We start from the raw sequence: 24,014 nt of genomic DNA, 5'->3' as shown, positions 1-24,014 counted from the left end.
TTAAAATATAATCTTAAATTAATATTAAGAATGAGGTTTATAAATGGAAAACTTACAACTAATCGATATAAATTTAATATCAGAAGTGAAGGTTGATATTGGCAAATACATTGATGAATATAAATGTTGGATAGATGATAGCGAGTTACTTCATAAGGAAGGGATTAGATGTACCTCTGAAGGTGAATTTGAATCTGATACTTGGATGTTTTTCGGTGATCTTGAACAAAATTTCTTTAATTTGGACTTTTCAAAGTATCAAGAGTTGTTAAACACTGAGATTATTTCCAAGGATGATATTGCCTTGGTTAAGTGTTTTATTGCAGATTGCCTAATGGATGGTTATGCTCCTGCAACAACAAAAACAATATTTAATTCAATTTTGCGCATTATCCAATTAACGAATAATTTTGATAAGAATATAGTCAAAGGCAGAAGAGGAGATACTATAAGAACATTTGTCAATGAGGTGAAGGAAGGCAAAAAAATCTCCAAAGGTTATGTTATACAATACCTTGAATTCTTGGATAGCATAGGTTTAGCTAATGATTGCCACTTGAAAGTACTATCAACTCTAACGACTATCGGTGAATTAAAAGGCAGAGAAGTTCGTCAATTGCCAGAAAATAAAGATATACTAGCTTTTCATTACTATTTAAAAAAGTTTTATAACGAGGAAAGAGATGAATTTACTAAAAATTTATTCAAACCTGTGTTATTGTGGTGGAAAATTACGAATATAATTCCTATGAGGCCGTCAGAATTTGCAAATAAAATTAAGAGAGACTGTATAAGATATGAAAATGATAGATACTATTTATATATCAACAGGGTTAAAGTGATAAAGGAATCAACAAAAGCAAAAAAAAATCCAACAATTCCAATTTTAAATAGAGTAGAAATAACAAAAGAAATATTTAATTTGATAGAAGATTATAAGAAGGTAACTGAATTTGACTCAGAGAGTTTGACTTTAATTTCATATAAGGCATATATTAAATATTATCATGAGTTTATTTCAAAATATAGGCCTGAAGTTATATCTACATTACATGAGAATAATAACAAAAAGTATACGAAAATGTTTACTAGAAGTACACTTAGTGGTATTCTCAAGGCTTTTTATAGAGAAATTATTAAAGGTATATATAAGGATAGTAGTATTACGAAAGAATTAAAACTTGGTGATACAAGACATTTAGCATTCTGCTCACTATTGTTGCAAGGTGTATCACCTATTGAAATCGCTATGTTGGGTGGACATACAACATTAGAAGCTCAATGCCATTACATGGGACATGCTAGTTATTATATTGATTCAGAAATAGTTGATTATGTTGGAAATGGGAATGTGAATAAAAGTATATCATCAAAGCGATTAAAAGAAATTATATTCAATATGCCACTGACTCCAAACAGGTACATAGGCGAATGCATTGCTACGGATGATGGTGTTGGATACTGCACTTTAAATTTAGAAAAAGATAAAAGCTTATGTGATAATGTTCTGCAATGCATTTATTGCTCAAAATGGTGGTGTGAGCCATCAAATGACAACTTCATTAAAATAAGATTATTCTTAGAGAATAATGCTATAGCACCCCTTCAACAAAGTATAAAAGAAGAAGAACAATTTTTAAAAAAATTGCTTTTACAAGCAAAGGTTGTAAATATTAGTGGGTTAATGGAATTGGATAAATTTATTGATGAAAAAATCAGGCAAACTGTCTTAGATATAAAAAGCAATGCTGATAGGATTATATTTTATAAGACATCACTAAGCGAAGCATTTGATTCAAGTACTCCAAAAATACGTTAAGGGAGTGTTTATAATGGCAAGACAAAAGAGAGAAGTAGATGAGGAAGAAATAGATGAAATTATTTCATTAAAGTTGAAGGAACTAAATGGCATTAAGCGAAAATTAACTTATAATTCAGTATGTACTTTTAATGAGAGGATAGCTAACAATCCTGAGTATAAGCGATTAGATGGGAAATTATTCAACAAGTATGGATATGATTTTTGGGCAACTTCATATAAAGGTGAAGACTATTTCGGTAAAAAGAAAATTGATGAAGTGAAGAATAGCAGGGATGTGATACTTGCTGGTGAAGTATTCAATCCTGAAATTCAAGATTTACTTGTTTTGGTGGATAATTATCACAAAAATCCTCATGAATTATCAAAAAGGTTAGTTAAGCTAATGGAAAGAGACAGGAAAAATATTGCTATGTTAAGGGAGCAGAACGAAAGATTAAATATTAGTTTAGCTAAAGCTAAGAAAAATTTGGAATTGTTTGAAGAAGGATTCGCCACAATGTTTTATAGCAGCTCTTCTGCAGATAACTCTTTATATGATGTAATGAGTCTTAAGCGCTCTGCAGATTCATTTGTATATGATGAACTTAGGAATATGTTTAACAGAGATGAAAGCAGATTGGGTAAGATTCTTAATCCTAAAGAAACAGAAGAAGGGGAAGATTCTAAAGTAGTTGATATGCAGGATAAACTGAGGAAAATTGAGGAATTGGAAGATAGCGGATTTTAGGAGCTTGCTGGTAGCAGTTAAGCATAGATAAAACACATAAATAACCTAATGACAGTTCTAAGGTGTTGTTGCAAGAAATTTCACATGCATGAATTTTTTCATTCAGGGTTAGTATAACATAGCGATTAAGACAAGAGAATTACATAAAAACGCTCCCCATTTGTAAAAGTAATATATGTCGAAAGATAACAGAAGGAAAAAGTAATCATGGAGATTACAAGTAATATAATAAGAAAAACTAATATCAGATGACTATATCGAGTCTTTTGCCAGAGAAAGTTTCTCGTATTTTAACAAGTGTAGTGATACAGCAAAAGTGTCTTAGATAAAAAGGCTACTAGTAGATTCCTGAATTAGAGAATAACAATTCCATTAGAAAATAAATAATACTACGTTAAATTTTTAGCTTAGCTAATCTAAGATAATAAAAACTAACACAATGCATAAGTGTTTTTACGCGTTGTGTTAGTTTTATTCTTTGAACAAATCTTCAATTGTAACACCTAAGGCAATAGCAATTGCTTTAATTTCATAATCTAATATTTCTCTTGTTTGTCTTTCAATCTTTGAAATCATAGGTCTATCAATTTCAATACCTTGGACATTTAATCTAGCAGTTAGTTGTTCTTGAGTGATTTCCTTACGCTTTCGTATTAAGTTAATATTTTTCCCGATTATATTTCTATTACCCAAATTAATCAACCTCAATTTATATATATTATGTATAGATTTTATAGGAAAGAAAATAATATAATGTGTGATAACCACACAAGTTAGTATTTTCTTCAAAAATATTTGAAGGCTGGTGTAATAAATGGAAGTATATAAACCACAGGTAAAAGATATATCACTTTTCAAAGAAATTGCTCAGAATATTGTAAATCCATTAGAAATTTTGCGTGAAGCTTTAAGTAATTCTAATGATGCTGGTGCAAAAAACATTTCAATTATTGTTTATAGAAACACTTATGGCAATTTTGTTATAGAAGTTCAGGATGATGGTAATGGTATGAATATCGAAGGTATACATAGATTTTTTAATTTAGGTGATTCAAACAAAGGGGTTATCGGCATAGGTGAGAAAGGATTAGGTACAAAAACTTATCTTAAAAGTAAAAAAGTAACTATGTGCACACAAACTAAGGACAATGTGGCATATAAAGTTACAATGGAAAATCCATGGGAATCACTATGTAGCAACATTCTACCAGAGTATACTGTTGAGAGAAATACTTCAAGGTCTGGAAATGTTGGAACATCTGTATTGATTGAGGATTATGCAATTAATAACCCGGAGAAATATTTTAATTTTGAAATTATAAAGGATTATATATTATGGTTTACTGCAGCTGGAAGCTTTAAGACCTATTTTGCAAATTATATGGAATTACATAAATATATAAATAATATGCAAATAGCACCAAGGATTTTTATTGAGGATAAAATCTTAAATATAAAAGAAGAAATTGCAGGGGTACATGAATTTTATCCACCACAAGAAAATCCAAAAGAATATTATGGAGAGCTAATTTATAAAAAGTCAGTAAATTATTGCAGACATTTTGGACCATATCACAAAGCTACAAATATTGATGGTCAATACGTATCATTTCAAATATATGGTACGGTATCAGGTGTTAATTGTAGGAAAAAGATTGCAAAGTTGAAGCAGGGCGAAAGCCTAAAATCAAGATTTGGAATATATCTAGCTAAAGATTTTATACCTTTTACAAAGAAAATAAGTTTGCTGGCAGATCCAAAATTTCATCATTTTCACTTATTGGTTAATTCACAGGCTTTTGAGTTAACTGCAGATAGAAATAATTTATCTAATTCTAATGATCCAAAAGTTAAATGGGTTTTGCAAGAGGCTAGAAAAATAATAGAAGAAAACATCCTTCCTCTAGCTAATGAATGTTATTTCAAACTAAGGAAAATTGAAGAGTTAAACTATCAAATAAAGGAAAAACACAAAAAAAATCTTGAGAGACTAGAAAAATTTAATGATTTAAATAACTTATCAATAAATGAAATCCCTATTGTTAAAAAACCTGACAATGAATCACAGGTTGCTTTACTATTTGTTGCAATAATATCTAATGAAAAAACAAAACATTTAATAAGAAGTATTAATAAAATTGGACATTATTCAAACCAAGCTACTACCGATATGATATGTTTAGATTGTGATAATAAGATAGTATTAGTTGAGATAGAGTATAAATTAAGTAGTTTGTTTAAACATGATCATCCATATGAAACTTTTGATTATGTTGTATGTTGGACTGTTGACCTAGACGTTAATGAGAAGAGAACATTAGGAGATGGCAATACTTTATGCCTAAAAAGAGAGAATGAAGAATGGTTACTAAAGTATGGCACTAGAAAGGTAGTTCCAATAATAGAGTTAAAGAGTATTCTCACAAGCACTAACAATATAAATAAAGTTAATGTGTAGAATTGATGTAATTATTTGCCTTCATGAGAATTTAGTTTGGTTTATGTAAATAAATCTAGCTAAATTCTTTTTTTTTCATAGATGTATGGTAAATTGAAATACCTGCCATTGATTTAGATGTAGATGTTAAAAATGTAAGGCCATGGAGGAGTTGGTTGGTAAAAATGGATTAATGTTAAGCGGCATCCTAAGCATTGCTCTAATCCATGCAATAAAAAATCCTATATTATTTTTACTAACAACTAAATTCAAATGAGTAAACATTAAAAAACTCCTCAAATATTTTAAAATGATACTATAATTAAGCCAATGCAAGATAAAGAGTTGGTTAGAATATAGAACAATAACTGGATCGAAAATATGACCAAAAATGACTGGCATTTTTGGTCGAATAACCATTTGAAATCGCGGTAACTTTATAAAAATTGTCAGAGAAAACTATTGTAAAAGTAAAAAAATGAATTTCAATGCATTTTTGAAAAGTATTAAAAAATACTCATAAATTATAGAAAGGAAAACAAAAGTATAGTATAATTAACTCACGATTAAACCCACAATTTACATCCATACTTAAAATAACCTAAATAATGATATAAATAATTAAATATGAAAACTATGACGGCTTAGGAGGGCTTATATGAAAAATATCTTTAAAGCATTTATAATTATGATTTTAGCTTTTGTATTATGTATACCTATGCAAATAATTGTAAAGGCTAGTACCTATACAAATTTGGGTTCTAAAAAAGATGTGGTAGTTACTAAACCTTGGACAGTAAGTTTTAATAAACCTTTAAGTGCTACTACCGTAAACACCACGAATATTAAAGTGATTGGGGAAAATAATAAATACGTAGATATTAAAGTTAGTTTAGCTAATAACAATAAAGACGTAATAGTACAAGCTATAAAAAATTATGAATATAGTAAACCATATACTTTGATAGTGACGGAAAAGGTTAGGTCTGTAGATGGAAAACCTCTGACAAGTGAAGTTAGAATGAATTTTAATACTCAAAGTGCACCTGTTTTAAAAATAGCTTCAGTACAAGATATAATGACTAATTTAGAAGAGGGTAGCAAATATACATTCCCTAAAACTGTACAAGCCACAATGAGCGATAATTCGAAAAAAGAAGTACAAGTGGAATGGCTTCAAGATTTCGTAAATCTAGATAAATCAGGTGCTTATACCTATGAAGGAACCATAAAAAATTATGATAAGAAAGTTAAAGCTATAATTCAGGTAAGCAAAAAACAAGCTTCAAAATTCATTGTATGTATAAATGCAGCAAGAGGCGGTAGTGACAGTGGTAGTGTTGGACCTACTGGATTAAAAGAAAAAGATGTTAATTTAGATGTGGCTTTAAGACTAGGAAAGCTTTTGCAAAAAGAAAATGTGCAAGTTGTTTACACTAGGTCGGGAGATAGTGTAACTTGGAATAGTAGCAATGAGATACAAGAAAGAATTAATATTGCAAATAATGCTAAGGCAGATTTGCTTATAACAATTAGTTGTAATAGCTACACTTCTGAAGCTACTAATGGTATAGAGACTTTTTACTTAAAAGGCAATGCAAAAGGCAAGCAATTAGCTGAATATATCCAATCGCAATTAATAAGTAAAACTGCAGCACTAGATAGAGGAATTAAAGAAAGTGATTTTAATAGTTTGAAACTCTCTAATGCACCAGGAGCTATGGCGGCATTAGGTTTTATAACTAATAAAAGTGAAGAAAGCAAACTAAAAACTAGCGAATATAAAGATAAGTTAGCTTTAGCTTTTACAGAAGCAGTTAAAAAATACATAAGTCTAAATCCCCAAAATGGCAGTGGAGATGGAAATACAAGTCCAGGTAACATATATATAAATGATATTACGGAAAACGTAAAAAAAAATGATAAATACACTTTGCCTTTAATAATTAAGGTAACTACAGATAGTGGCACTGAAAAAGAAGTAGATGTAGTTTGGGATATTAAATCACTAGATACAAACAAAGTTGGAGTGTATGCGTTTCAAGGAACTATTAAAGAGAGCACTAAAAAAGTTAGTTTGGTAGTAAATGTAATAGAAACTACTAAAACAAACTATAAAGTAGTTTTAGATGCAGGGCATGGAGGATTTGATCCGGGAGCAGCAGGACCAACAGGCATTAATGAAAAGTCTGTAACACTAGCAGTTACTTTAAAAGTAGGGAGTATATTAGCTAAGAATGGTGTTGAAACCATATACACAAGAACAAGTGACAATATAACTTGGTCCACTAATGAAACTCAAAATCTTCAAGCAAGATGTGATATTTCTAATAAAGCTAAACCAGATTATTTTGTAAGCATTCATGCGAATAGCGCTACGGCGGCAGCAGTTGGCATCGAAACTTATTATTACGGGGGTAATCAATCTGGAGCAAAGTTAGCTCAGGCTGTCCAAACTGAATTAATCAAAGAAACTGGAAAGTCGAATAGGGGAATTAAAACAGCAAATTTCTATGTTTTAAGAAATATGGATGCTACGGCTATATTGGTTGAAACATCATTTATTTCTAATCCGGTAGAAGAAAAGCTATTAGCTTCAGAAGATTACCAAAATAAATTAGCTAAGGCGATTTCAACGGGCATTCTTAAGAGTTTAGGTATAAGTAATATAGTATTTTAAAACTGAGAACGCTTTTAAAGAATGCGATTTGGGCATTTTAAAAGCCTGATCAATATAGTTTTTATAGTTATTTAAATTGCAAAAAAACCACTGTTAAAATTTTTTAACAGTGGTTTTTTGCACTAAAATTATCAAGTGTAATTTTAGTGTTTTTGTAAACAATAAGTATATGAAAAAATACTGAAAAGGAAGTAGATAATATGAGTCAAGGATTAATTTCGTTGTTTATACCTATTATAGTCATTATTTTAGCTATGACTACAAAGAGAATTATAGCTGCACTAGTAGTAGGAGTTTTAGCTGGAGGTATACTACTTGCTGGGGGGAATATAATTAATGGGTGTATTTTAGCTATTGAACATTTAGTAAAGTCTGCTGCAAATGAAGAAAGTGTATATATAATAATGTTTTTATTTTTATTTGGAGCCTTTGGAGAAATAATGAAGATGTCAGGAGGTATAAAAGGTTTTTCAGAATTAGCTAACAAATATGTTAAATCAGAAAAGGGTGCTTTAGGTACAGTATGGTTAGTTAGTATATTCACTTTCATTGATTGTTGATTTCATGTAATATCTACAGGTACAATAGGTAAAGCACTGATAGAAAAGACTAAAGGAAGTAAGGAGAAATTAGCTGTAGTAGTTAACGTAACTTCATGTCTTTTAATTATTCTAATACCATTTGGAACTACTTATGTAGGTTATATTATTGGGGTAATTAATTCTTCCTTAAGTAAGGCAGGTGTTAAAGAGTCAGCCTACAATCTATATTTAAGAAGTATTCCATTTAATTTTTATGCCATCATTATGATACTTATAAGTATAGGTATCATACTTTTTAATCTTAAATTTGATAAAGTAGTTAATAAGATAAAAGATTCAAAAGAAACTGATGAAGAGAGTGGTGATGAACATGGACATGAAGCTCATGAACAATGTGAATTTGAAGAAAAAGCACCACCACGTCCATTTAATTTGATTTTTCCTCTTGCACTACTTATTGTAACTACCTTCTTCTTCTTTTGGTATACAGGAAGAGGTAAAGGTCAAGGATTTTTAGGAGCAATAATGAATGCAGAATTTGAAAAATCAATTTTAATTTCAGGTGTAGTTTCTGTTGTAATCACTACAATATTTTACTTAATACAAAAAATACCTATGAAAGAAATTGAAGGTCATTTTCTATCAGGTGGAAATGAAATGATGCCTCCTATTATTGTTTTAGTTCTAAGCTGGGGATTATCAAGTATCATGGGAGATTTAGGCTTTGTAAAATTTATTACAAATGCTATTGGACCACAAGTCCCCACTATATTAATACCTGTTGTAATATTCTTAATAGGATGTGCAGCATCATACTTTATGGGTTCTGCTTGGGGTACATGGGCATTATTAATGCCAATTGCTGTTCCTCTTGCAGTAACTACAAATTCAAATCTGCCTTTAGTTATAGGAGCTGTGCTTGCTGGTGGTTCATTAGGAGATAATGCATCTCCGCTTGGAGAAACAGCAATACTTTCATCTACCATAGCTGAAGTCCCATTAATGAAACATGTTAAGACAATCTTACCCTATAGCATTGTTTCTATAATAATTTCTTCAATTTTGTTTATAGTATTTGCGTTTATAATTTAAAATTATCAGACAAAACTCCTATTAATTTTAATATTAATAGGAGTTTAATTGTATTAACGCAAGAATGATACTATTAGTATTCCAGCAATCATGCCTATCACATTTCCTATAGTAGATAATCTTCCTTTCCAAGTATCGCGCGCAGAAGGAAGTGTTTCTCTACAAATGATATATAAAATCATTCCACCAGCAAATGCAAGACTTATACAGATTATAATAGGTGATATTTTACTTATTATACCTCCTAGCAAGGACCCTAAGCCCATTGGTATAGATGTGAGCACTGAGATAAGTATAAGAGTAAAGGTCCTAGTGTTACATTCTCTCAAAAAAATTCCAACTGCTAGTCCTTCAGGAATCCCATGAAGAATTAAGGCAATAGCAAGGTGAAAGCCTTTTATTGGTGAAGTTGAAAAAAGTGAACCTAGAGCTATACCACTAGGGATATTATGAATACCTATTGCAATCGCCATAAAGATAGCAGCTTTTAAAAACCTATGATTTTCGTTATTTGATACAGTTATTTTATCATGATCTAATCGGCCATCAAGAATTACTGCTAAAATAAGTCCAAAAGTAATTCCAACCGTTGCTATGTAAATACTGCCTGCTTCAAAGGATTCAGGCAATAAATCAAAGCATACAATTGCAAGCATTAATCCCCCAATAAAACCTAATGTAGTACCTTTAAATCGCCTTCCTCTTCGTTTAATAAAAAAAGAAAATAAGATACCAATAAGAATACCTACCCAACCTGTGAGAAAGCCTAAAATTCCTGTAGCTATTATATTATTTAAAATCCCATTCATAATTTCTCCTAACATAATTGATATATATTATTAGTATTTTTAATACAAATAAAAAAGAACATTAATATATGAGTTATTATTACAATAAGATATTTACAATTATGAAGAGGGTATATATACTAATGTATATACATTTATATATTGAGGATTGATATTGATATTAAAACTACATTTGATATGAATATTTAATACATAGATTTAAAAACAATATATGATAAATAGTCTATCTACTATTTATCCTATATTGTTTTGCTATCCTAAAATATTTATTATGTGTTTTTATGTTTATAATATTATCCTGAAAAAGTAATGAAATTTAATCATATTAGTTAATTTCTATCCATGTAATGTTTTCCAATTGCGTAAAGGTGGACAATCTTCATAATAACTACATAAGTTTTTGATATATTTAATCTATGTTTTATAAAGTCGAAATAAGTAAAGGAGATATATTTATGAAGTATGCCTTGAGAAATTTCGCAGTTGTGATAACTTTAATTTTCACTTTAAATGTAACTGCATTGGCAGTTCCAACAAATGAGAAATTACAACAGCAAAAGAATTCACTAACGAAAATTCAAGCGGAGAGAGAAGAACTTGAAACGAAAATAGAACACTTTGATAATGAAATTGTAAAAATCATGGCTAAAACAGAAGAGAATAAAGGCAAAATATCTGAAACTGAAAAGGCAATTGAAAGCGCTACAGCGGAGGTTAAGCAGGTTGAAAAGGAGTCCCAAAAGGAACAAGAATTATTTAATAGTAGAATGAGAACCATGTACATAAACGGATTTGATGGGTATATGAGTATTATCCTTAATGCAGAGAGTTTTGGAGACTTTGTATCAAGAGTAGAAAACATAAAAACCATTATAGACTTTGATAAAAAAGTAATGGGTGGCTTTGAAGCAACTAAGAAAGAATTAGATGAAAAGCAGCAAAGCTTAAATAAGACAAAGGAAACATTACTAACTTTGCAAGTGGAAAATAAGGCGAAGCTAGCTACGATAATTGTCACTAAAGAGTCACAAAATAAATTGATAATGGAACTAAAGAGCAAAGAAAATCTTCTTGCAGGACAGATAAGTGATTCTCAACTATTAGTAAATAAAAGCATAACGAAAATAAATCAAATAAGAAAATCAGTGCCTAAATATACACCTTCAAGAGGTTCAGCGGCTATATCAGAAGATGCTATAATAGCCTATGCTTCTAACTTTCTTGGCACACCATATTTATGGGGCGGAACATCACCTTCTACAGGCTTTGATTGCTCAGGATTTACGCAATATGTATATAGGCATTTTGGAATATCTGTAGGAAGAACAACCTATGATCAGATAAATGATGGTGTACAAGTATCTAGAGATAACCTTAAACCAGGAGATTTGGTCTTCTTCGGAAGTGCTGGTAATCCTCATCACATGGGTATTTACGTTGGGGATAATACTTATATCCATTCTCCTCGTACAGGAGATGTACTTAAAATTTCACCTATGACAAGACCAGATTATCTAACAGGTCGACGGGTAAAATAAAAAGTAAATATATTGTTATAAGTACTGTTCTATAGTTTGTTCGATGCACACTCTACAATATAAGTTATTTAGGCACATATCATGTGACTAAATAACTTATATTTATATATTACGCTAAACCTTAGGGGAATATAATAGTAAGGAGAATTAAAAACAATATGGACAATCAGCTGGAACCAGTTTAACGGATAAAGACATATGTTCAGATTTATTAATGACAGAAAAATATGTTTCAGGAGCATATGATACTACAGTTTTTGAATTTAGAGATACCAGAGTGCGGGATGTATTAAATCATATACAAAAGGAAGAGAAAAAACACGGAGAAGCTATATTTCAATATATGGAGAGCAAAGGAATGTACAATGTTCAATAATGTTAATTAGTACATATTGAATATAAAGTAAAATAAACGGTAAAGCCTTGATTAAATGTTTAAAACGTTTTTTTTTTTTTTGAAAAAATTTCTTATATTAGTTGACAAAATTAAGCTATCTTCATATAATGAATATATGAACAGATATTCACATGTTCAGATGAAGGAGAGCGATATTATGGAAGAAAATAATAATATAGATAATTGTAGTTGTATTATTATACATGAAGACGTAGTTAACAAAGTTAAAGAATACATACCGAAAGAGGAAATACTTTATGACTTAGCTGATTTATTTAAGGTGTTTGGAGATACTACTAGGATAAAAATACTATGTGCTTTATTTCAAGCAGAAATGTGCGTCTGTGATATAGCTGCATTACTTGGAATGACTCAATCAGCTATTTCACATCAATTAAGAGTATTGAAACAAGCTAGACTCGTAAAGTATAGAAAAGATGGGAAAGTAGTTTATTATTCATTGGATGATGAACATGTTAAGGGTATTTTTGACCAAGGCTTAATTCATATATCTGAGAAAAAATAAATTTTATAGGGGGAAGAAAAATAATGGACAATGAAGTAAAAAAATCTAATGCAAAAGGTAATATTAAAGTATCAGCAAAAAATATTAAATCAATTAATGCTAATATGAAACCATTAGAAAGTAGTATTAAACCAAGTGCTAAACTTAGTGTAAAAAAAGAATTTATATTAGAAGGACTTGGATGTGCTAACTGTGCTGCTAAAATGGAACAAAAACTTAGTCAATTAAAAGGCATTAAATCAGCAAATATAAGCTTTGTAACTAAAACATTATTTTTAGAAATTGAAGAAATTAATAATACAAAGGAATTAATTGCAGCAACAAAAGAGGTTGTTAAAAGTATAGAAAGTCATGTAGAAGTGAAAGAAAAGGAATCTAAGAAAGCAATTAAAATGGAACTATTACTAAAAGGCCTTTGCTGTGGTAATTGTGCAGCAAAGATTGAAAGAGAAGCTAATAATATTGATGGGGTAAAATCTGCTATTGTGGATTTTGTAGCTACAAAACTAATTATGGAAATTGATAGTTTATCTAAAAAAAATAGCATAATTGAAAAGGTTAAAGAAATAGTAAAAAGAATAGAACCTGATGTAAATGTTATTGAAGTTGAAAAAAAGAGTAAAGCATCAAAAAATGAAAAACATGACCATGACCACGCACATGACCATGAGCACGAAGATGACCATGGACACAATCATGACCATGGCGAAAGCAACAAAAAAGATTTAATTAGATTAGGTATAGGTGCAGCAATATTTGCAGTTGCATCGATAATGACATTTTCTAATACTATAGAGTTTATTCTTTATCTTATAAGTTATGTTCTTGTAGGTGGTGAAGTAGTTCTAAGAGCAATAAAGAATATAAGTAGAGGTCAAGTATTTGATGAAAATTTCCTAATGGCTATAGCAACAATTGGTGCTTTTGCTATCGGTGAATATCCTGAAGGTGTAGCGGTTATGCTTTTCTACCAAGTGGGAGAGATATTCCAAGGTATAGCTGTCAATCGTTCAAGAAAGTCTATAACAGCACTAATGGATATAAGACCTGATTTTGCTAATCTTAAAATAGGGGATGAGCTTAAAAAAGTTGACCCTGAAGAAGTCAGCATTGGAGATATTATAGTAGTAAAACCAGGAGAGAAGGTTCCATTAGATGGTAAAGTAATTGAAGGGAACTCCATGGTAGATACCTCTGCTTTAACTGGAGAATCTGTTCCTAGAAAAGTAGGAGCAGGAGATAATATACTAGGCGGAGTTATTAATAAAAATGGTCTTTTAACCATTGAGGTAGAAAAAGAATTTGGAGATTCAACAATTGCAAAAATACTAGAACTAGTCCAAAATGCAAGTAGCAAGAAAGCTCCAACAGAGAAATTTATAACAAAGTTTGCTAGATACTATACACCAGCTGTTGTTTTTTCAGCATTAACACTCGCTGTAATACCACCACTTGTTATAGAAGGTGCGACATTTTCACAGTGGATATATAGAGCATTGGCATTTCTAGTAGTATCTTGTCCTTGTGCTTTAGTAGTATCTATACCACTTGGTTTCTTTGGAGGTATAGGTGGTGCTTCAAAAAATGGTATTCTTGTTAAAGGTGGTAACTACCTTGAGGCATTAAACAACGTTGAAATTGTAGTGTTTGATAAAACTGGAACACTTACAAAAGGTGTATTTAAGGTAACCCAAATAGAATCACAAAATAATATTTCAAAGGATGAACTTCTAACTTATGCTGCCTATGCTGAAAGCTATTCAAATCACCCAATAGCTACTTCAATAGTAAATGCTTATGGCAAGGAAATAGCTAAGGGATCAGTAGAAAATTATGAAGAAATATCAGGCCATGGTATAAAGGTTATTGTAGAAGGTAAAGAAGTATTTGCTGGTAACTACAAATTAATGGACAAAGAAAATATTGCTTATAATGCAGTAGAAACTATAGGTACAGTAGTTCATGTTGCTGTAGATAACGTATATGCTGGATATATAGTAATATCTGATGAGGTTAAAGAGGATTCAGCAAAGGCAATTAAAACTTTAAAAGCAATAGGTGTTAAGAAGACAGTTATGCTTACAGGAGATAATAAAACTGTTGGAACTAAAGTTGCGAATGAATTAGGACTAGACCAAGTTTATGCAGAATTACTTCCTGACCAAAAGGTTGAAATGTTAGAATTGCTGTATAAAGAAAAATCAGCAAAAGGTAAGTTAGTATTCGTAGGTGATGGAATAAATGATGCACCTGTTCTAGCAAGAGCTGATATAGGCATAGCCATGGGTGGAATAGGCTCTGATGCCGCAATTGAAGCCGCTGACATAGTAATAATGACTGATGAGCCTTCAAAGATTGCTACTGCAATAAAAATAGCAAAGAAAACAAGAACTATAGTTATGCAAAATATAGTCTTCGCTTTAGGTATTAAACTTATTTTATTAGTTCTTGTTGCATCAGGACTGGGTACTATGTGGGAAGCAGTATTTGGTGATGTTGGAGTTACACTAATTGCAGTGTTAAATTCCATGAGAGCTATGAAAACAGAAAATATATAATCATTCTTAGTGCAGCCATTAATATTGTGGTTGCACTTTTTTATAGGAGGTAATAGTTATGAATAATTCAAATAACAAGAGTTTTGTAAGTTTTTATTTAGTTTCTAAATGGCGGTTAGATGGAAACGCTTTGAAATGATCTATTGGTTATTATACTATAAATAGTAAATATAAGGGGGATGGGAAAATGTTTTTAGAAGTAAAAGCAATTGAAAAAAGCTATGGAAGTGGGGAAGGATATACTAAGGTATTAAACGAGATTTCAACCACTATTGAAAAAGGGAAAATATGTGTTATTTTGGGTCCAAGTGGTTCTGGTAAATCAACACTTCTGAATGTAATAGGTGGTTTGGATAGTGTGGATAAGGGCTCGATTGTGGTTGATGACTTAAATATATCAAAGCTAAAGCAAAACGAATTAGCTCTTTATAGAAGAAACTGTCTTGGTTTTATATTTCAGTTCTATAATCTGGTTCCTAACCTTACAGTAAAGGAAAACATTCAGGTATGTGAATATTTAACTGATTCGGCATTAAACATTAATGAATTGCTAGACACCCTAGGACTCACAGAGCACCAAAATAAGTTTCCGTCTCAATTGTCTGGTGGACAACAACAAAGATGTGCCATTGCAAGAGCACTGATTAAAAATCCTAAGCTTTTGCTTTGTGATGAACCCACGGGAGCACTTGATTATAAGATGTCAAAGGAAATATTGATACTTTTAGAGGAAATAAATCAAAAATACGGAACAACTATACTTATGGTAACACATAATACTGCCATTAAGGATATGGTGCATAGAGTCATCATTATTAGAGATGGAAGCATATACAAGGATTATAGTAATGAGATCGTAATTCCTGCCAAAGACTTGGAATGGTAGGTGATTGTAATGATATTAAATAAAAGAATTAAACGAGAATTAAAGGAAAATTGGTTTCGATACGGTGCACTTTTTTTTCTGATTGTGCTTAGTATTAGTCTTGTGGTGAGCATGGCATCAGCTACGGATTCTATTTTCTATACCATAGATATAAACCATGATAAAAATCATGTAGAGGACGGAGAATTTACGGTTTTTGTACCATATTCAGCAAAGCAGATAAAGGAAATAGACCAGTTCGGTACAATGCTTGAAGAAAATTTCTATGTGGATGTGGATATGGAGGATGGAAGTGCACTTCGTATTTTTAAGAACAGAGAATTTATTAATACCGTAGATTTAGACAAAGGCACATTGGCAAATGATTCTAATGAGATAGTGATAGAAAAACTCTATGCAATCAGCCATGATTTAAAATTAGGAGACACTATTGTAATAAAAGAGAAGGAGTATACTGTATCAGGTATCGGATCTGCACCAGATTATGGTTCAGTGAAAAAAAATCCATTTGATGTAGCAGCCGATACAGATAAATTCAGTATAGCATTTATTTCTCGTGATGCATTTGAGGAGTTGCTGAAAAAAAATGTAGATGTAGAATTGTGCTACAGTTATCGATTAAATGGAGATATTACAGATAAAAAATTGAAGGATTTTTTAGTAGATATGGACTTTGATGAATCCATGATTAAAAATCCATATATGAAGGAAATCGTCGACAAGGTAGAAGGCGAGAAGAATATGGATATGAAATATGTAAATATATCTTATTTTATTCCTAATGCAGAAAATCCAAGAATTAATGATGCAGAGGCTGATTCAAAAATTAATAAGCTCAGTGCACTTATTGCTGGAGTTATTATTTTGTTATTGCTTGCATATATGATTTCAGTATTTATTATCCATAATATTGATAAGGAAAGTGCAGTAATTGGAGCCCTGTATTCCCTAGGATACTTAAAAAAGGATCTATTAAAACATTTTATGATATTACCAATTGCACTTGTAACAGTAGCATCTATGGTTGGAACTACACTTGGATATTGTATGATTCCTTATATGGAATCAGCATCAACGTATTATTCATTTCCAGAACTTCAAACTGTTATAAAACCGTATATTATTTTATATGGACTTGTAGTACCTATGGTAATAGCTGTATTTATAAATTTCTTTGTTATTAATAAGAAGCTATCTTTGTCGCCATTAAAATTATTACGTAAGGAAAAAAGGCAGAATCGAATTGCAAATATTGATTTAGGTAACTTGAGCTTTATAAATCGTTATCGTATTCGTCAGCTTTTAAGGGAAATTCGAGGGAATATTACAATTGTTTTTGGTTTATTCCTAGCAATTCTGTTAATGGTATTTGGTTTTGGGATAAAAGGTACTATAGATAATTATGTGAAACACACAACAGATGATGCAAAATATAGGAATATGTATGTTTTACAGTATCCAGAGAATAAAATTCCAGCAGGTGGTGAGGAAGCTTACAGTGAATCCTTATATGCACACCTTGACATTATTGATACTGATTTAGAAGTTAGCATTCTTGGAATAAAAGAAGATAATCCTTATTTTGATTTTAAGGTAAAAAGGGATATCGATGATGTGTATATATCCAACTCTGTGGCTTATAAATTTGGTTATAAAGTTGGAGAAAATATTGTGTTAAGTGATCATATTGAAAATAGAAATTATAGCTTCCATGTTGCAGGTATTGTACCGTATTCCAATGGGTTATATATTTTCGCTGATATGGATAATATGCGCAAGGTATTTGGAAAAGATAAGAATTACTATAATACAATATTATCTGATAAGAAATTAAATATAGAACCTGGAAGGATTGCTTCTGTTGTTACTATAAATGACATCGCAGAATCAGCTTCTAAATTTAATGACTTAATGGCGGAATTAATTATCATGCTTATTGCAGTATCTGTTATTGTATTCATTCTGGTATTGTATCTTTTATTGAAGATGATGGTAGATAAATCAACCTTTAGTATATCTCTGATTAAAGTATTTGGATACAATGAAAAAGAAGTAAAGAAATTGTATCTTGGAAGTGCGTTTTATACAGTTTTAGTATCTTCCATGATAGGAATACCTATTAGTACACTTATAGTCAGAGCAATATGGCCATATATGATTTCCAATGTGGCTGCTGGATTTGAAAGTTACATTCCGTTAAGCTTATATTTTACTATAACTGGGATTATATTGGCATCTTATCTTGTAGTAAACTTCTTGGTGGGTAGACATTTGAAAAAAGTATCGCTGGTTGAGATATTGAAAAATAGAGAGTAATTTTGTAGAAATCCTGAAACTACAATGATGAGGTTGAAAAGATGGAATTACAGGATAAGGGAAAAACACCAAAGAGTAAATTAATTCATCTTTAGTGGATTCATTAATATTATGGCTGCACTTTTCATAGGAGGTAATCATTATGAATAATTCAAATAACAAGAAAATATATAAACGTTGGGCTGGTATTTATGATAAATTTTTGGGTAGTAAATATATTAATAAGCAAAGAGAACTAGAAATTTCTATGCTTAATTTTAGAAGAGGAGATAGCGTATTATTTATCGGTATTGGAACTGGAGAAGATTTAAAATTTATTCCAGAAGGGGTATGTGTAACAGGAATTGACATAACTGAAGAAATGCTTAATGTAGCTAGGAAGAAAGCAGAAAACTTAGATATAAAAAATTTAACAATATTAAATATGGATGGACAAAATTTAGAGTTTAATAATAATGAATTTGATTATGTAGTTTTGAATCTAATCCTTTCAGTTATTCCAGATGGACACAAATGCTTAAGTGAAGCTCACAGAGTTTTGAAAAAAGATGGTAAGATAGCGATATTTGATAAGTTCTTAGAAGATAAATCAAAAGCTAATCTTTTAAGAAAACTGTTGAATAAAATTACAACTTCTTTAGGTACAGATATAAATAGACAGTTTATTGATATACTTGGAAATATAAAATTAAGAATTGTAGAGGAACAGCGGAGTATTTTAGGAGGCATGTATAGAATAATAATTTTAAAAAAGTGAGGTGGGGAATTTGAAAGTAAGCGTATTAATTGAAAACCAGAGTTGTAATAAAAATTTAAAACAGGAGTTTGGATTATCTTTGCATATAAATTATGAGGGAAAGAATATTTTGTTTGATACTGGAGCAACTGGGATATTTATAGAAAACGCTGAAGCCATGGGAATAAATATAGAAGATGTTGATTTTGTAGTGATATCTCATGCACATTCAGATCATGCAGGTGGATTGGTTAAATTCTTAGAAAGAAACAAGAAGGCTAAAGTGTATATGAGTAAACATTCAAAATACAATTACTATGTCAAGGTGTTCTTTCTTAAGATGGAGGTTGGCATACCAAAGGAAGTGTTTAGTCAGTATGAGGAAAGAATTATTTTTGTAAATGACTTCTGCCAGATAACTAAGAATGTTTATGTTATACCTAACTCCACTGAGCGCTCATTTCCGCTAGGTAATTCCAATAAACGACTTTTTGTAAGAAAGGGAGATAAGCTGGAAAGGGACAATTTTAATCATGAAATCTCTCTAGTCATAGATAATAACAATGGGTTGGAGATATTTACAGCATGCAGTCATAATGGTATATCGAATATGATAGAGCATGCAAGGAGTTTTTTTTCTTCAACACCCATTCACACTGTAGTCGGTGGATTTCATCTTATGGATATACTTTTTAAAAATAGATTAGGGGAAACAAAGCAGTTTGTAGAAGACCTTGCCAGTAGTATGTTAGATTTTAATATTAAGAAAGTATACACCGCACATTGCACTGGAAAAAAGGCATACGAGATTTTAAAGGAAACAATGGGAGAGACAATTACTTACATCCACACCGGTACGGAGCTGGAATTATAAAAGAAATATAAAGACGAGGAGAAAATAAGGTGGGGATTTATTCAAAATTTATATATCCAACACTGTTGGAGAAATCTATGACAAAACCTTAAATTATGAAGCTTAGGAAGAAGCTATTGTCTGATGTGAAAGGAGAAATATTGGAGGCTGGCTTTGTAACAGGTCTAAATCTTGGCTGTTATCCGAAGCATGTGTCTAAGATAACTGTAATTGACGTTAACGAGGTTTTAGGAGAAATGGCAAGAAAGAGGATTTAAGAGTATTCAATTAGAGTTGATTATAGGCATATTAGCGCAGAGAAACTTCCCTTTAATGACAATTGCTTTGACATTGTAGTTAGCACTTTTACCTTCAGTAGTATCCCAGATATAGAAAGCGCATTGTCAGAGTTTTATAGAGTTTTAAAACCAGGTGGAAGGTTATTTTTCCTAGAATACGGCATTAGTACGGACAAGCCAATTAGTTATATTCAAAACTTGATAAATCCTCTTTTTAAAGAAGCCTCCTGCAGCTTAATCAGAGACATGAAAGCTATTGTTGAAACCACAAATTTTGAAGTAATTAAATTAGAACAATTCTATCAAGAGGATGCTATAAAAATTTTAGGGTTTTTATATATGGGTGTTGTCCAAAAGACTAAAGAGGGAATCAAATCTTAATTTAAAATAGAAAAGGAGTGGTATTTAAATGAACTTATTGATAGAAAGCATCGTTGTAAATATATTGCTTACGGCATTTGTGTGGATTGGCACAAAAGATGATAAAACGAAGCTCAAAGGTTTTTATTATTATCCGAAAGAGATACGGGAGAGGATTTTGGCAATACCTGAATATAAGAAATATATACCAAAGGAATCTGCAAGAAAAGTAAATTTTATATCCAGCTTTTTATTATTTATTGTTATATTTCTTGTCTGCAGTATTTTTAATGGAACAAATTCTTTTTGGGCCTCCTTTGAAAATTCAATTGTTTTAGGTGTTGTAATGAACTTATATGATTTACTAATTCTTGATATTTTATGGTTCTCAAATGCAAAGCGGCCCAAAATAACTGGAACGGAAGATATGACAAAGGAATATCACAATCCCAAAGTACACGTTGAAGCTTTTTTTAGAGGTGTAGCTATGACTTTTGTGGGAGCATTTTTGGTTGGGGCTATTTTTACTATTTTGTAGGGAAAGATAAATAGAGAGAGTCAAGCGGGAAAGGTATAAAGCCAACAAGTAGGATGTTTCTAATGATATTGAGTAAAAGTATAAGTTTTAAGAATTCCACTTTAGGTAACATCTGTAACGATATTCCTTTTTTTCTTCGCTCATTGAATTCTTTTTTGCCATAAAAACAGCTTCCTATGATAATTTAATTGATATATCCACATTGTGGTCGATCATTATTAAATGTATAGTCATTGGTTTATCTTATGTAACTAAAGAGGTTGTGTAATTAGAAGTGTAAGTAGAGTTTTGATACCCTAATTTAGAGCGTCAAAATAAAGAATTAACCCAAAATAATCTATTACATGATTTATGAATATGAGTTTTCTCTTGTTTACTTATTGCAGTATTAACTAAGTAGCAATTTCCCATATCTAAATAAATTTACATTTCTTTTTTATAAAAAAACAAGCCAAGAGCAATGGACACATTGTAAATTAAAATTTTGTAAGTTATTTAATATGTTATGATCACTTCCATTGCTTTTGAACTGTAATTCTTATAAAATACTTCCTATGATTGAGTTTATATTATTATATTCTCTTATTACATTGTCATATCTAATTTTATCTATACGTATTGCATATAATATATTTGTTAGTTCATTGTTAAATTGTTGAGTTGGGTGACTAGGTGTTTTTAAAAAATCATCGCTAATTTTAAATTTTTCTTCATTACCAGTATTATCATCAATCCTTAATAAAAATTTTTCATCATCGGATGCAATCCATAGATTATTAGGGTTACTAAATTTATATGGCATTAGTACAAAATACAAGTCTTTTTTTATGTTGCATGATAAATGTAGTAACATATAAGGTATATACTTTAAATAAAGATTTCGATAGTCCCATATGTTATGCTTAGTAAAACATTCAAGCATATCTATAAACTCTTTTATAGATAACTTATCATCACACATATTCATACACTTTAAGAAAATTTTATAGGAATTTGATGCTACCTCAATTTTAAAATTATTAATTGCATCTTTATCATCATGAGTTTCTCCTAAGCCTAAATATTGTAAGTTATTTTCCTTTACTGTGGGACAATCTGTATTCTTTGTACTATGCCAAAAATGTCGAGTTCGTACTCCATCGGCTTTAGGTCTTATAGATAATGCTGTTTTACAAACTGGACATCTTGGTTCAACTAGGAATTTTCTATCCTTACTATTCTTATCTATAAAAGCAGGGTTCATGATCCATTCATCTAATGTATAATTTTTTTTATGACCTGAATGATATGCTTTGTACATAATCCACCATATTATATTACTATCTTAATATATATGGTAATTTAATTCACAAATATTCCGTTTATAACAATTTTGTTACGAAAAAGTTTACTGGCATCGTAAAATTTGTAAATACAATTATATTATATTTATGTTAGGGAAAAAGTTAAAAAAATAGTCATAAAACTTTTGATAAAAAAGTTTTATGACTACCGAAGAGTGGAATATAAGATTGAAAAATTGGATAGTAATAAATTAAGAATAATTATTGAAAATATTTTAGATTTTCAATTATCGAAAACAAGATTCTCAAATAATAAGCTTTATATTTAATAATATAAAGGTATGATATTAAAAAGCCAAAGGCAATAATTATTTTTAAATTTACATGGTGATAATATATTGATAAGCTGAAAATATATTTTTTCTCTGCGTTTTCTATAAAATTTTAAACTATAAGTTATAGAAAACAAGGATATGTTAGTAAAATCAAAGCATCATATGATTTATATAACATTAATCATAGAGATATCTTGGAGATAACAAGGAGTAATACACTAGATTACCATAATATTAGCACTTGATAAAGCATATAATATAGTGTATTATTAGGATATAGTCAATGATGTAGTAATATGTTAAAGACTAGGGTATAATTTGATTATAAGATATCAAAAAGTTAATAAATATAAATTTGCGTTATTACATTCAATAACTTTTATAGGTTATTGATATGCAAAAGATTTGAATGAAATCTTTTGACAATAAGGGGGCGTACTTGGTTTCGACGGGGGTACGTTGCATTTAGGAAGCGAGTCGAGGGAACCTATGGGCCCGCGTTAAAAAACTATAGGAATAATTATAAACGCAAACGATAATTTAGCACTAGCAGCTTAGTTCTGCTACGTCTTACCTTTGAGTACCGCGGCTTAGGATAGGGCGCCGACAGCGGTGAACCGAGTCTAGGAAAGCTTTGACTTAGAAACGGAATTTATGAAGCTACCAAAACCTAAATCCCGTCAATAGGAGTTAGGAAAAGGGAAATTTAAAGTATTGACTACGCTCGTAGATGCCTAGGTGTTATGGCTTTCGGACAGGGGTTCGACACCCCTCGCCTCCACCATACATAAACAACAATTTTGATACAATGGGAAACCCTTGAATTCAGGGGTTTTCGTTGTTTTTTGGATTAAAGTGCAGTGTGGAAATTGAGCTTTGAGGCACAAAAGTTTGGATTAAATTAAAATAAATGCACACCCCTTATGAATTTTTAACAGGGGGTGTGCATAATTTAGCGATAATAAATTATTCAAAGTTTAAGCAAATAAAGACGTGTCAACCATTTTTGAAAATGTACCCAAATATTTAAAACATTAGCACCAGTTTTACTGGTGCTTTTATATTAATTTCGGCTACTTAATGAAGGCTGAACAAAGTGGCTATAAGATTATTAATCACTTTGAATTTTCTCTAAAACCTTTTCTAAATATCTTTTAGCCGTAGGCTTCTAATTTATCGTCTATTAAAGCTTAAATATCATTTTTTAAAATATATAAGAATCCTTCTATTTATATTAGCGTAGCTAGTGGGTGAGAATTCAGTTCTTTTTATTAATTTAA

Annotated in this window: 19 protein-coding genes, 1 other RNA gene and 1 pseudogene; 18 read left to right on the top strand and 3 right to left on the bottom strand. The window is 30.5% G+C overall.

Translation table 11 applies throughout. The features are described 5' to 3' along the window. The first annotated feature begins 43 nt into the window (after nucleotides 1-43). Entirely contained in the window at nucleotides 44-1,819 is a 1,776-nt protein-coding gene (locus LGK97_RS10405; RefSeq protein ID WP_226259701.1) for a hypothetical protein, read from the top strand. Between the two features lie 13 nt (nucleotides 1,820-1,832). Further along, nucleotides 1,833-2,549 carry a hypothetical protein gene (locus LGK97_RS10400; RefSeq protein WP_226259700.1) on the top strand — a complete coding sequence of 239 codons (717 nt, stop codon included), beginning with the start codon at nucleotides 1,833-1,835 and terminating at the stop codon, nucleotides 2,547-2,549. Between the two features lie 471 nt (nucleotides 2,550-3,020). On the opposite strand, the gene LGK97_RS10395 is transcribed toward LGK97_RS10400, so the two are convergent. After that, nucleotides 3,021-3,242, bottom strand: a complete 222-nt coding sequence (locus tag LGK97_RS10395; RefSeq protein ID WP_226259699.1) for a helix-turn-helix domain-containing protein — start codon at nucleotides 3,240-3,242, stop codon at nucleotides 3,021-3,023. Between the two features lie 121 nt (nucleotides 3,243-3,363). On the opposite strand from LGK97_RS10395, the gene LGK97_RS10390 reads away from it, so the two are divergent. The 4 genes from LGK97_RS10390 (at nucleotide 3,364) to LGK97_RS10375 (ending at nucleotide 9,300) form a co-directional block, all read left to right on the top strand. Further along, nucleotides 3,364-5,007: an ATP-binding protein gene (locus tag LGK97_RS10390; RefSeq protein WP_226259698.1), complete on the top strand. Its 1,644-nt coding sequence runs from the start codon at nucleotides 3,364-3,366 to the stop codon at nucleotides 5,005-5,007. Between the two features lie 637 nt (nucleotides 5,008-5,644). After that, nucleotides 5,645-7,666: an N-acetylmuramoyl-L-alanine amidase gene (locus LGK97_RS10385; RefSeq protein ID WP_226259697.1), complete on the top strand. Its 2,022-nt coding sequence runs from the start codon at nucleotides 5,645-5,647 to the stop codon at nucleotides 7,664-7,666. A 200-nt stretch (nucleotides 7,667-7,866) separates the two neighbouring features. Continuing rightward, complete coding sequence (locus LGK97_RS10380) at nucleotides 7,867-8,226, top strand: hypothetical protein (protein WP_226259696.1); 360 nt, start codon at nucleotides 7,867-7,869, stop codon at nucleotides 8,224-8,226. A gap of 9 nt (nucleotides 8,227-8,235) precedes the next feature. Further along, the gene (locus tag LGK97_RS10375) at nucleotides 8,236-9,300 is read left to right on the top strand and encodes a Na+/H+ antiporter NhaC family protein (RefSeq protein WP_319001561.1); all 1,065 of its coding nucleotides are present in this window, start codon (nucleotides 8,236-8,238) and stop codon (nucleotides 9,298-9,300) included. 53 nt (nucleotides 9,301-9,353) lie between these two features. On the opposite strand, the gene LGK97_RS10370 is transcribed toward LGK97_RS10375, so the two are convergent. After that, nucleotides 9,354-10,109 (bottom strand): ZIP family metal transporter, encoded by a 756-nt coding sequence (locus LGK97_RS10370; protein ID WP_226259695.1) that lies wholly within the window; start codon nucleotides 10,107-10,109, stop codon nucleotides 9,354-9,356. A 455-nt stretch (nucleotides 10,110-10,564) separates the two neighbouring features. Between LGK97_RS10370 and LGK97_RS10365 the strand changes: the two genes are divergently transcribed. The 11 genes and pseudogenes from LGK97_RS10365 to LGK97_RS10315 all read left to right on the top strand — a co-directional run bounded on the left by LGK97_RS10365 (nucleotide 10,565) and on the right by LGK97_RS10315 (nucleotide 21,116). After that, nucleotides 10,565-11,647 carry an NlpC/P60 family protein gene (locus LGK97_RS10365; protein ID WP_226259694.1) on the top strand — a complete coding sequence of 361 codons (1,083 nt, stop codon included), beginning with the start codon at nucleotides 10,565-10,567 and terminating at the stop codon, nucleotides 11,645-11,647. Between the two features lie 178 nt (nucleotides 11,648-11,825). After that, nucleotides 11,826-12,023, top strand: a pseudogene (locus tag LGK97_RS10360) (spore coat protein); the annotation flags it as partial. A gap of 178 nt (nucleotides 12,024-12,201) precedes the next feature. Beyond that, nucleotides 12,202-12,570 carry an ArsR/SmtB family transcription factor gene (locus LGK97_RS10355; RefSeq protein ID WP_226259693.1) on the top strand — a complete coding sequence of 123 codons (369 nt, stop codon included), beginning with the start codon at nucleotides 12,202-12,204 and terminating at the stop codon, nucleotides 12,568-12,570. 104 nt (nucleotides 12,571-12,674) lie between these two features. Continuing rightward, nucleotides 12,675-15,128, top strand: a complete 2,454-nt coding sequence (locus LGK97_RS10350; protein WP_226259750.1) for a heavy metal translocating P-type ATPase — start codon at nucleotides 12,675-12,677, stop codon at nucleotides 15,126-15,128. Nucleotides 15,129-15,315: 187 nt separating this feature from the next. Next, nucleotides 15,316-16,014 carry an ABC transporter ATP-binding protein gene (locus tag LGK97_RS10345; protein ID WP_226259692.1) on the top strand — a complete coding sequence of 233 codons (699 nt, stop codon included), beginning with the start codon at nucleotides 15,316-15,318 and terminating at the stop codon, nucleotides 16,012-16,014. 9 nt (nucleotides 16,015-16,023) lie between these two features. After that, the gene (locus LGK97_RS10340) at nucleotides 16,024-18,330 is read left to right on the top strand and encodes an ABC transporter permease (protein WP_226259691.1); all 2,307 of its coding nucleotides are present in this window, start codon (nucleotides 16,024-16,026) and stop codon (nucleotides 18,328-18,330) included. A 142-nt stretch (nucleotides 18,331-18,472) separates the two neighbouring features. Then, nucleotides 18,473-19,087, top strand: a complete 615-nt coding sequence (locus LGK97_RS10335) for a class I SAM-dependent methyltransferase (protein ID WP_226259690.1) — start codon at nucleotides 18,473-18,475, stop codon at nucleotides 19,085-19,087. A gap of 10 nt (nucleotides 19,088-19,097) precedes the next feature. Next, on the top strand, nucleotides 19,098-19,940 hold the full coding sequence (locus tag LGK97_RS10330; protein WP_226259689.1) for an MBL fold metallo-hydrolase: 843 nt from the start codon (nucleotides 19,098-19,100) through the stop codon (nucleotides 19,938-19,940). Nucleotides 19,941-20,056: 116 nt separating this feature from the next. Next, nucleotides 20,057-20,197, top strand: coding sequence for a hypothetical protein (locus LGK97_RS10325; protein ID WP_226259688.1), 141 nt, complete (start codon nucleotides 20,057-20,059; stop codon nucleotides 20,195-20,197). 9 nt (nucleotides 20,198-20,206) lie between these two features. After that, nucleotides 20,207-20,599 carry a class I SAM-dependent methyltransferase gene (locus LGK97_RS10320; protein WP_226259749.1) on the top strand — a complete coding sequence of 131 codons (393 nt, stop codon included), beginning with the start codon at nucleotides 20,207-20,209 and terminating at the stop codon, nucleotides 20,597-20,599. Between the two features lie 28 nt (nucleotides 20,600-20,627). Continuing rightward, nucleotides 20,628-21,116, top strand: a complete 489-nt coding sequence (locus LGK97_RS10315; protein WP_226259687.1) for a hypothetical protein — start codon at nucleotides 20,628-20,630, stop codon at nucleotides 21,114-21,116. Nucleotides 21,117-21,654: 538 nt separating this feature from the next. On the opposite strand, the gene LGK97_RS10310 is transcribed toward LGK97_RS10315, so the two are convergent. Continuing rightward, nucleotides 21,655-22,416, bottom strand: coding sequence for a hypothetical protein (locus LGK97_RS10310; RefSeq protein WP_226259686.1), 762 nt, complete (start codon nucleotides 22,414-22,416; stop codon nucleotides 21,655-21,657). A 747-nt stretch (nucleotides 22,417-23,163) separates the two neighbouring features. On the opposite strand from LGK97_RS10310, the gene ssrA reads away from it, so the two are divergent. Further along, nucleotides 23,164-23,518, top strand: a transfer-messenger RNA (tmRNA) gene (ssrA, locus tag LGK97_RS10305). Nucleotides 23,519-24,014: the final 496 nt, after the last annotated feature.

The sequence above is a fragment of the Clostridium sp. CS001 genome (assembly GCF_020443565.1).
Taxonomy (GTDB): Bacteria; Bacillota; Clostridia; order Clostridiales; family Clostridiaceae; genus Clostridium_AD.
This window is presented reverse-complemented; position numbering and strand designations above follow the sequence as displayed.

What these genes read in the sequence shown, in the direction of transcription:
- LGK97_RS10405 (WP_226259701.1), top strand. Translation starts at nt 44, where the DNA reads ATGGAAAACTTACAACTAATCGATATAAATTTAATATCAGAAGTGAAG.
- LGK97_RS10400 (WP_226259700.1), top strand. Translation starts at nt 1,833, where the DNA reads ATGGCAAGACAAAAGAGAGAAGTAGATGAGGAAGAAATAGATGAAATT.
- LGK97_RS10390 (WP_226259698.1), top strand. Translation starts at nt 3,364, where the DNA reads ATGGAAGTATATAAACCACAGGTAAAAGATATATCACTTTTCAAAGAA.
- LGK97_RS10385 (WP_226259697.1), top strand. Translation starts at nt 5,645, where the DNA reads ATGAAAAATATCTTTAAAGCATTTATAATTATGATTTTAGCTTTTGTA.
- LGK97_RS10380 (WP_226259696.1), top strand. Translation starts at nt 7,867, where the DNA reads ATGAGTCAAGGATTAATTTCGTTGTTTATACCTATTATAGTCATTATT.
- LGK97_RS10370 (WP_226259695.1), bottom strand. Translation starts at nt 10,109, where the DNA reads ATGAATGGGATTTTAAATAATATAATAGCTACAGGAATTTTAGGCTTT.
- LGK97_RS10365 (WP_226259694.1), top strand. Translation starts at nt 10,565, where the DNA reads ATGAAGTATGCCTTGAGAAATTTCGCAGTTGTGATAACTTTAATTTTC.
- LGK97_RS10355 (WP_226259693.1), top strand. Translation starts at nt 12,202, where the DNA reads ATGGAAGAAAATAATAATATAGATAATTGTAGTTGTATTATTATACAT.
- LGK97_RS10350 (WP_226259750.1), top strand. Translation starts at nt 12,675, where the DNA reads ATGAAACCATTAGAAAGTAGTATTAAACCAAGTGCTAAACTTAGTGTA.
- LGK97_RS10345 (WP_226259692.1), top strand. Translation starts at nt 15,316, where the DNA reads ATGTTTTTAGAAGTAAAAGCAATTGAAAAAAGCTATGGAAGTGGGGAA.
- LGK97_RS10340 (WP_226259691.1), top strand. Translation starts at nt 16,024, where the DNA reads ATGATATTAAATAAAAGAATTAAACGAGAATTAAAGGAAAATTGGTTT.
- LGK97_RS10335 (WP_226259690.1), top strand. Translation starts at nt 18,473, where the DNA reads ATGAATAATTCAAATAACAAGAAAATATATAAACGTTGGGCTGGTATT.
- LGK97_RS10315 (WP_226259687.1), top strand. Translation starts at nt 20,628, where the DNA reads ATGAACTTATTGATAGAAAGCATCGTTGTAAATATATTGCTTACGGCA.
- LGK97_RS10310 (WP_226259686.1), bottom strand. Translation starts at nt 22,416, where the DNA reads ATGTACAAAGCATATCATTCAGGTCATAAAAAAAATTATACATTAGAT.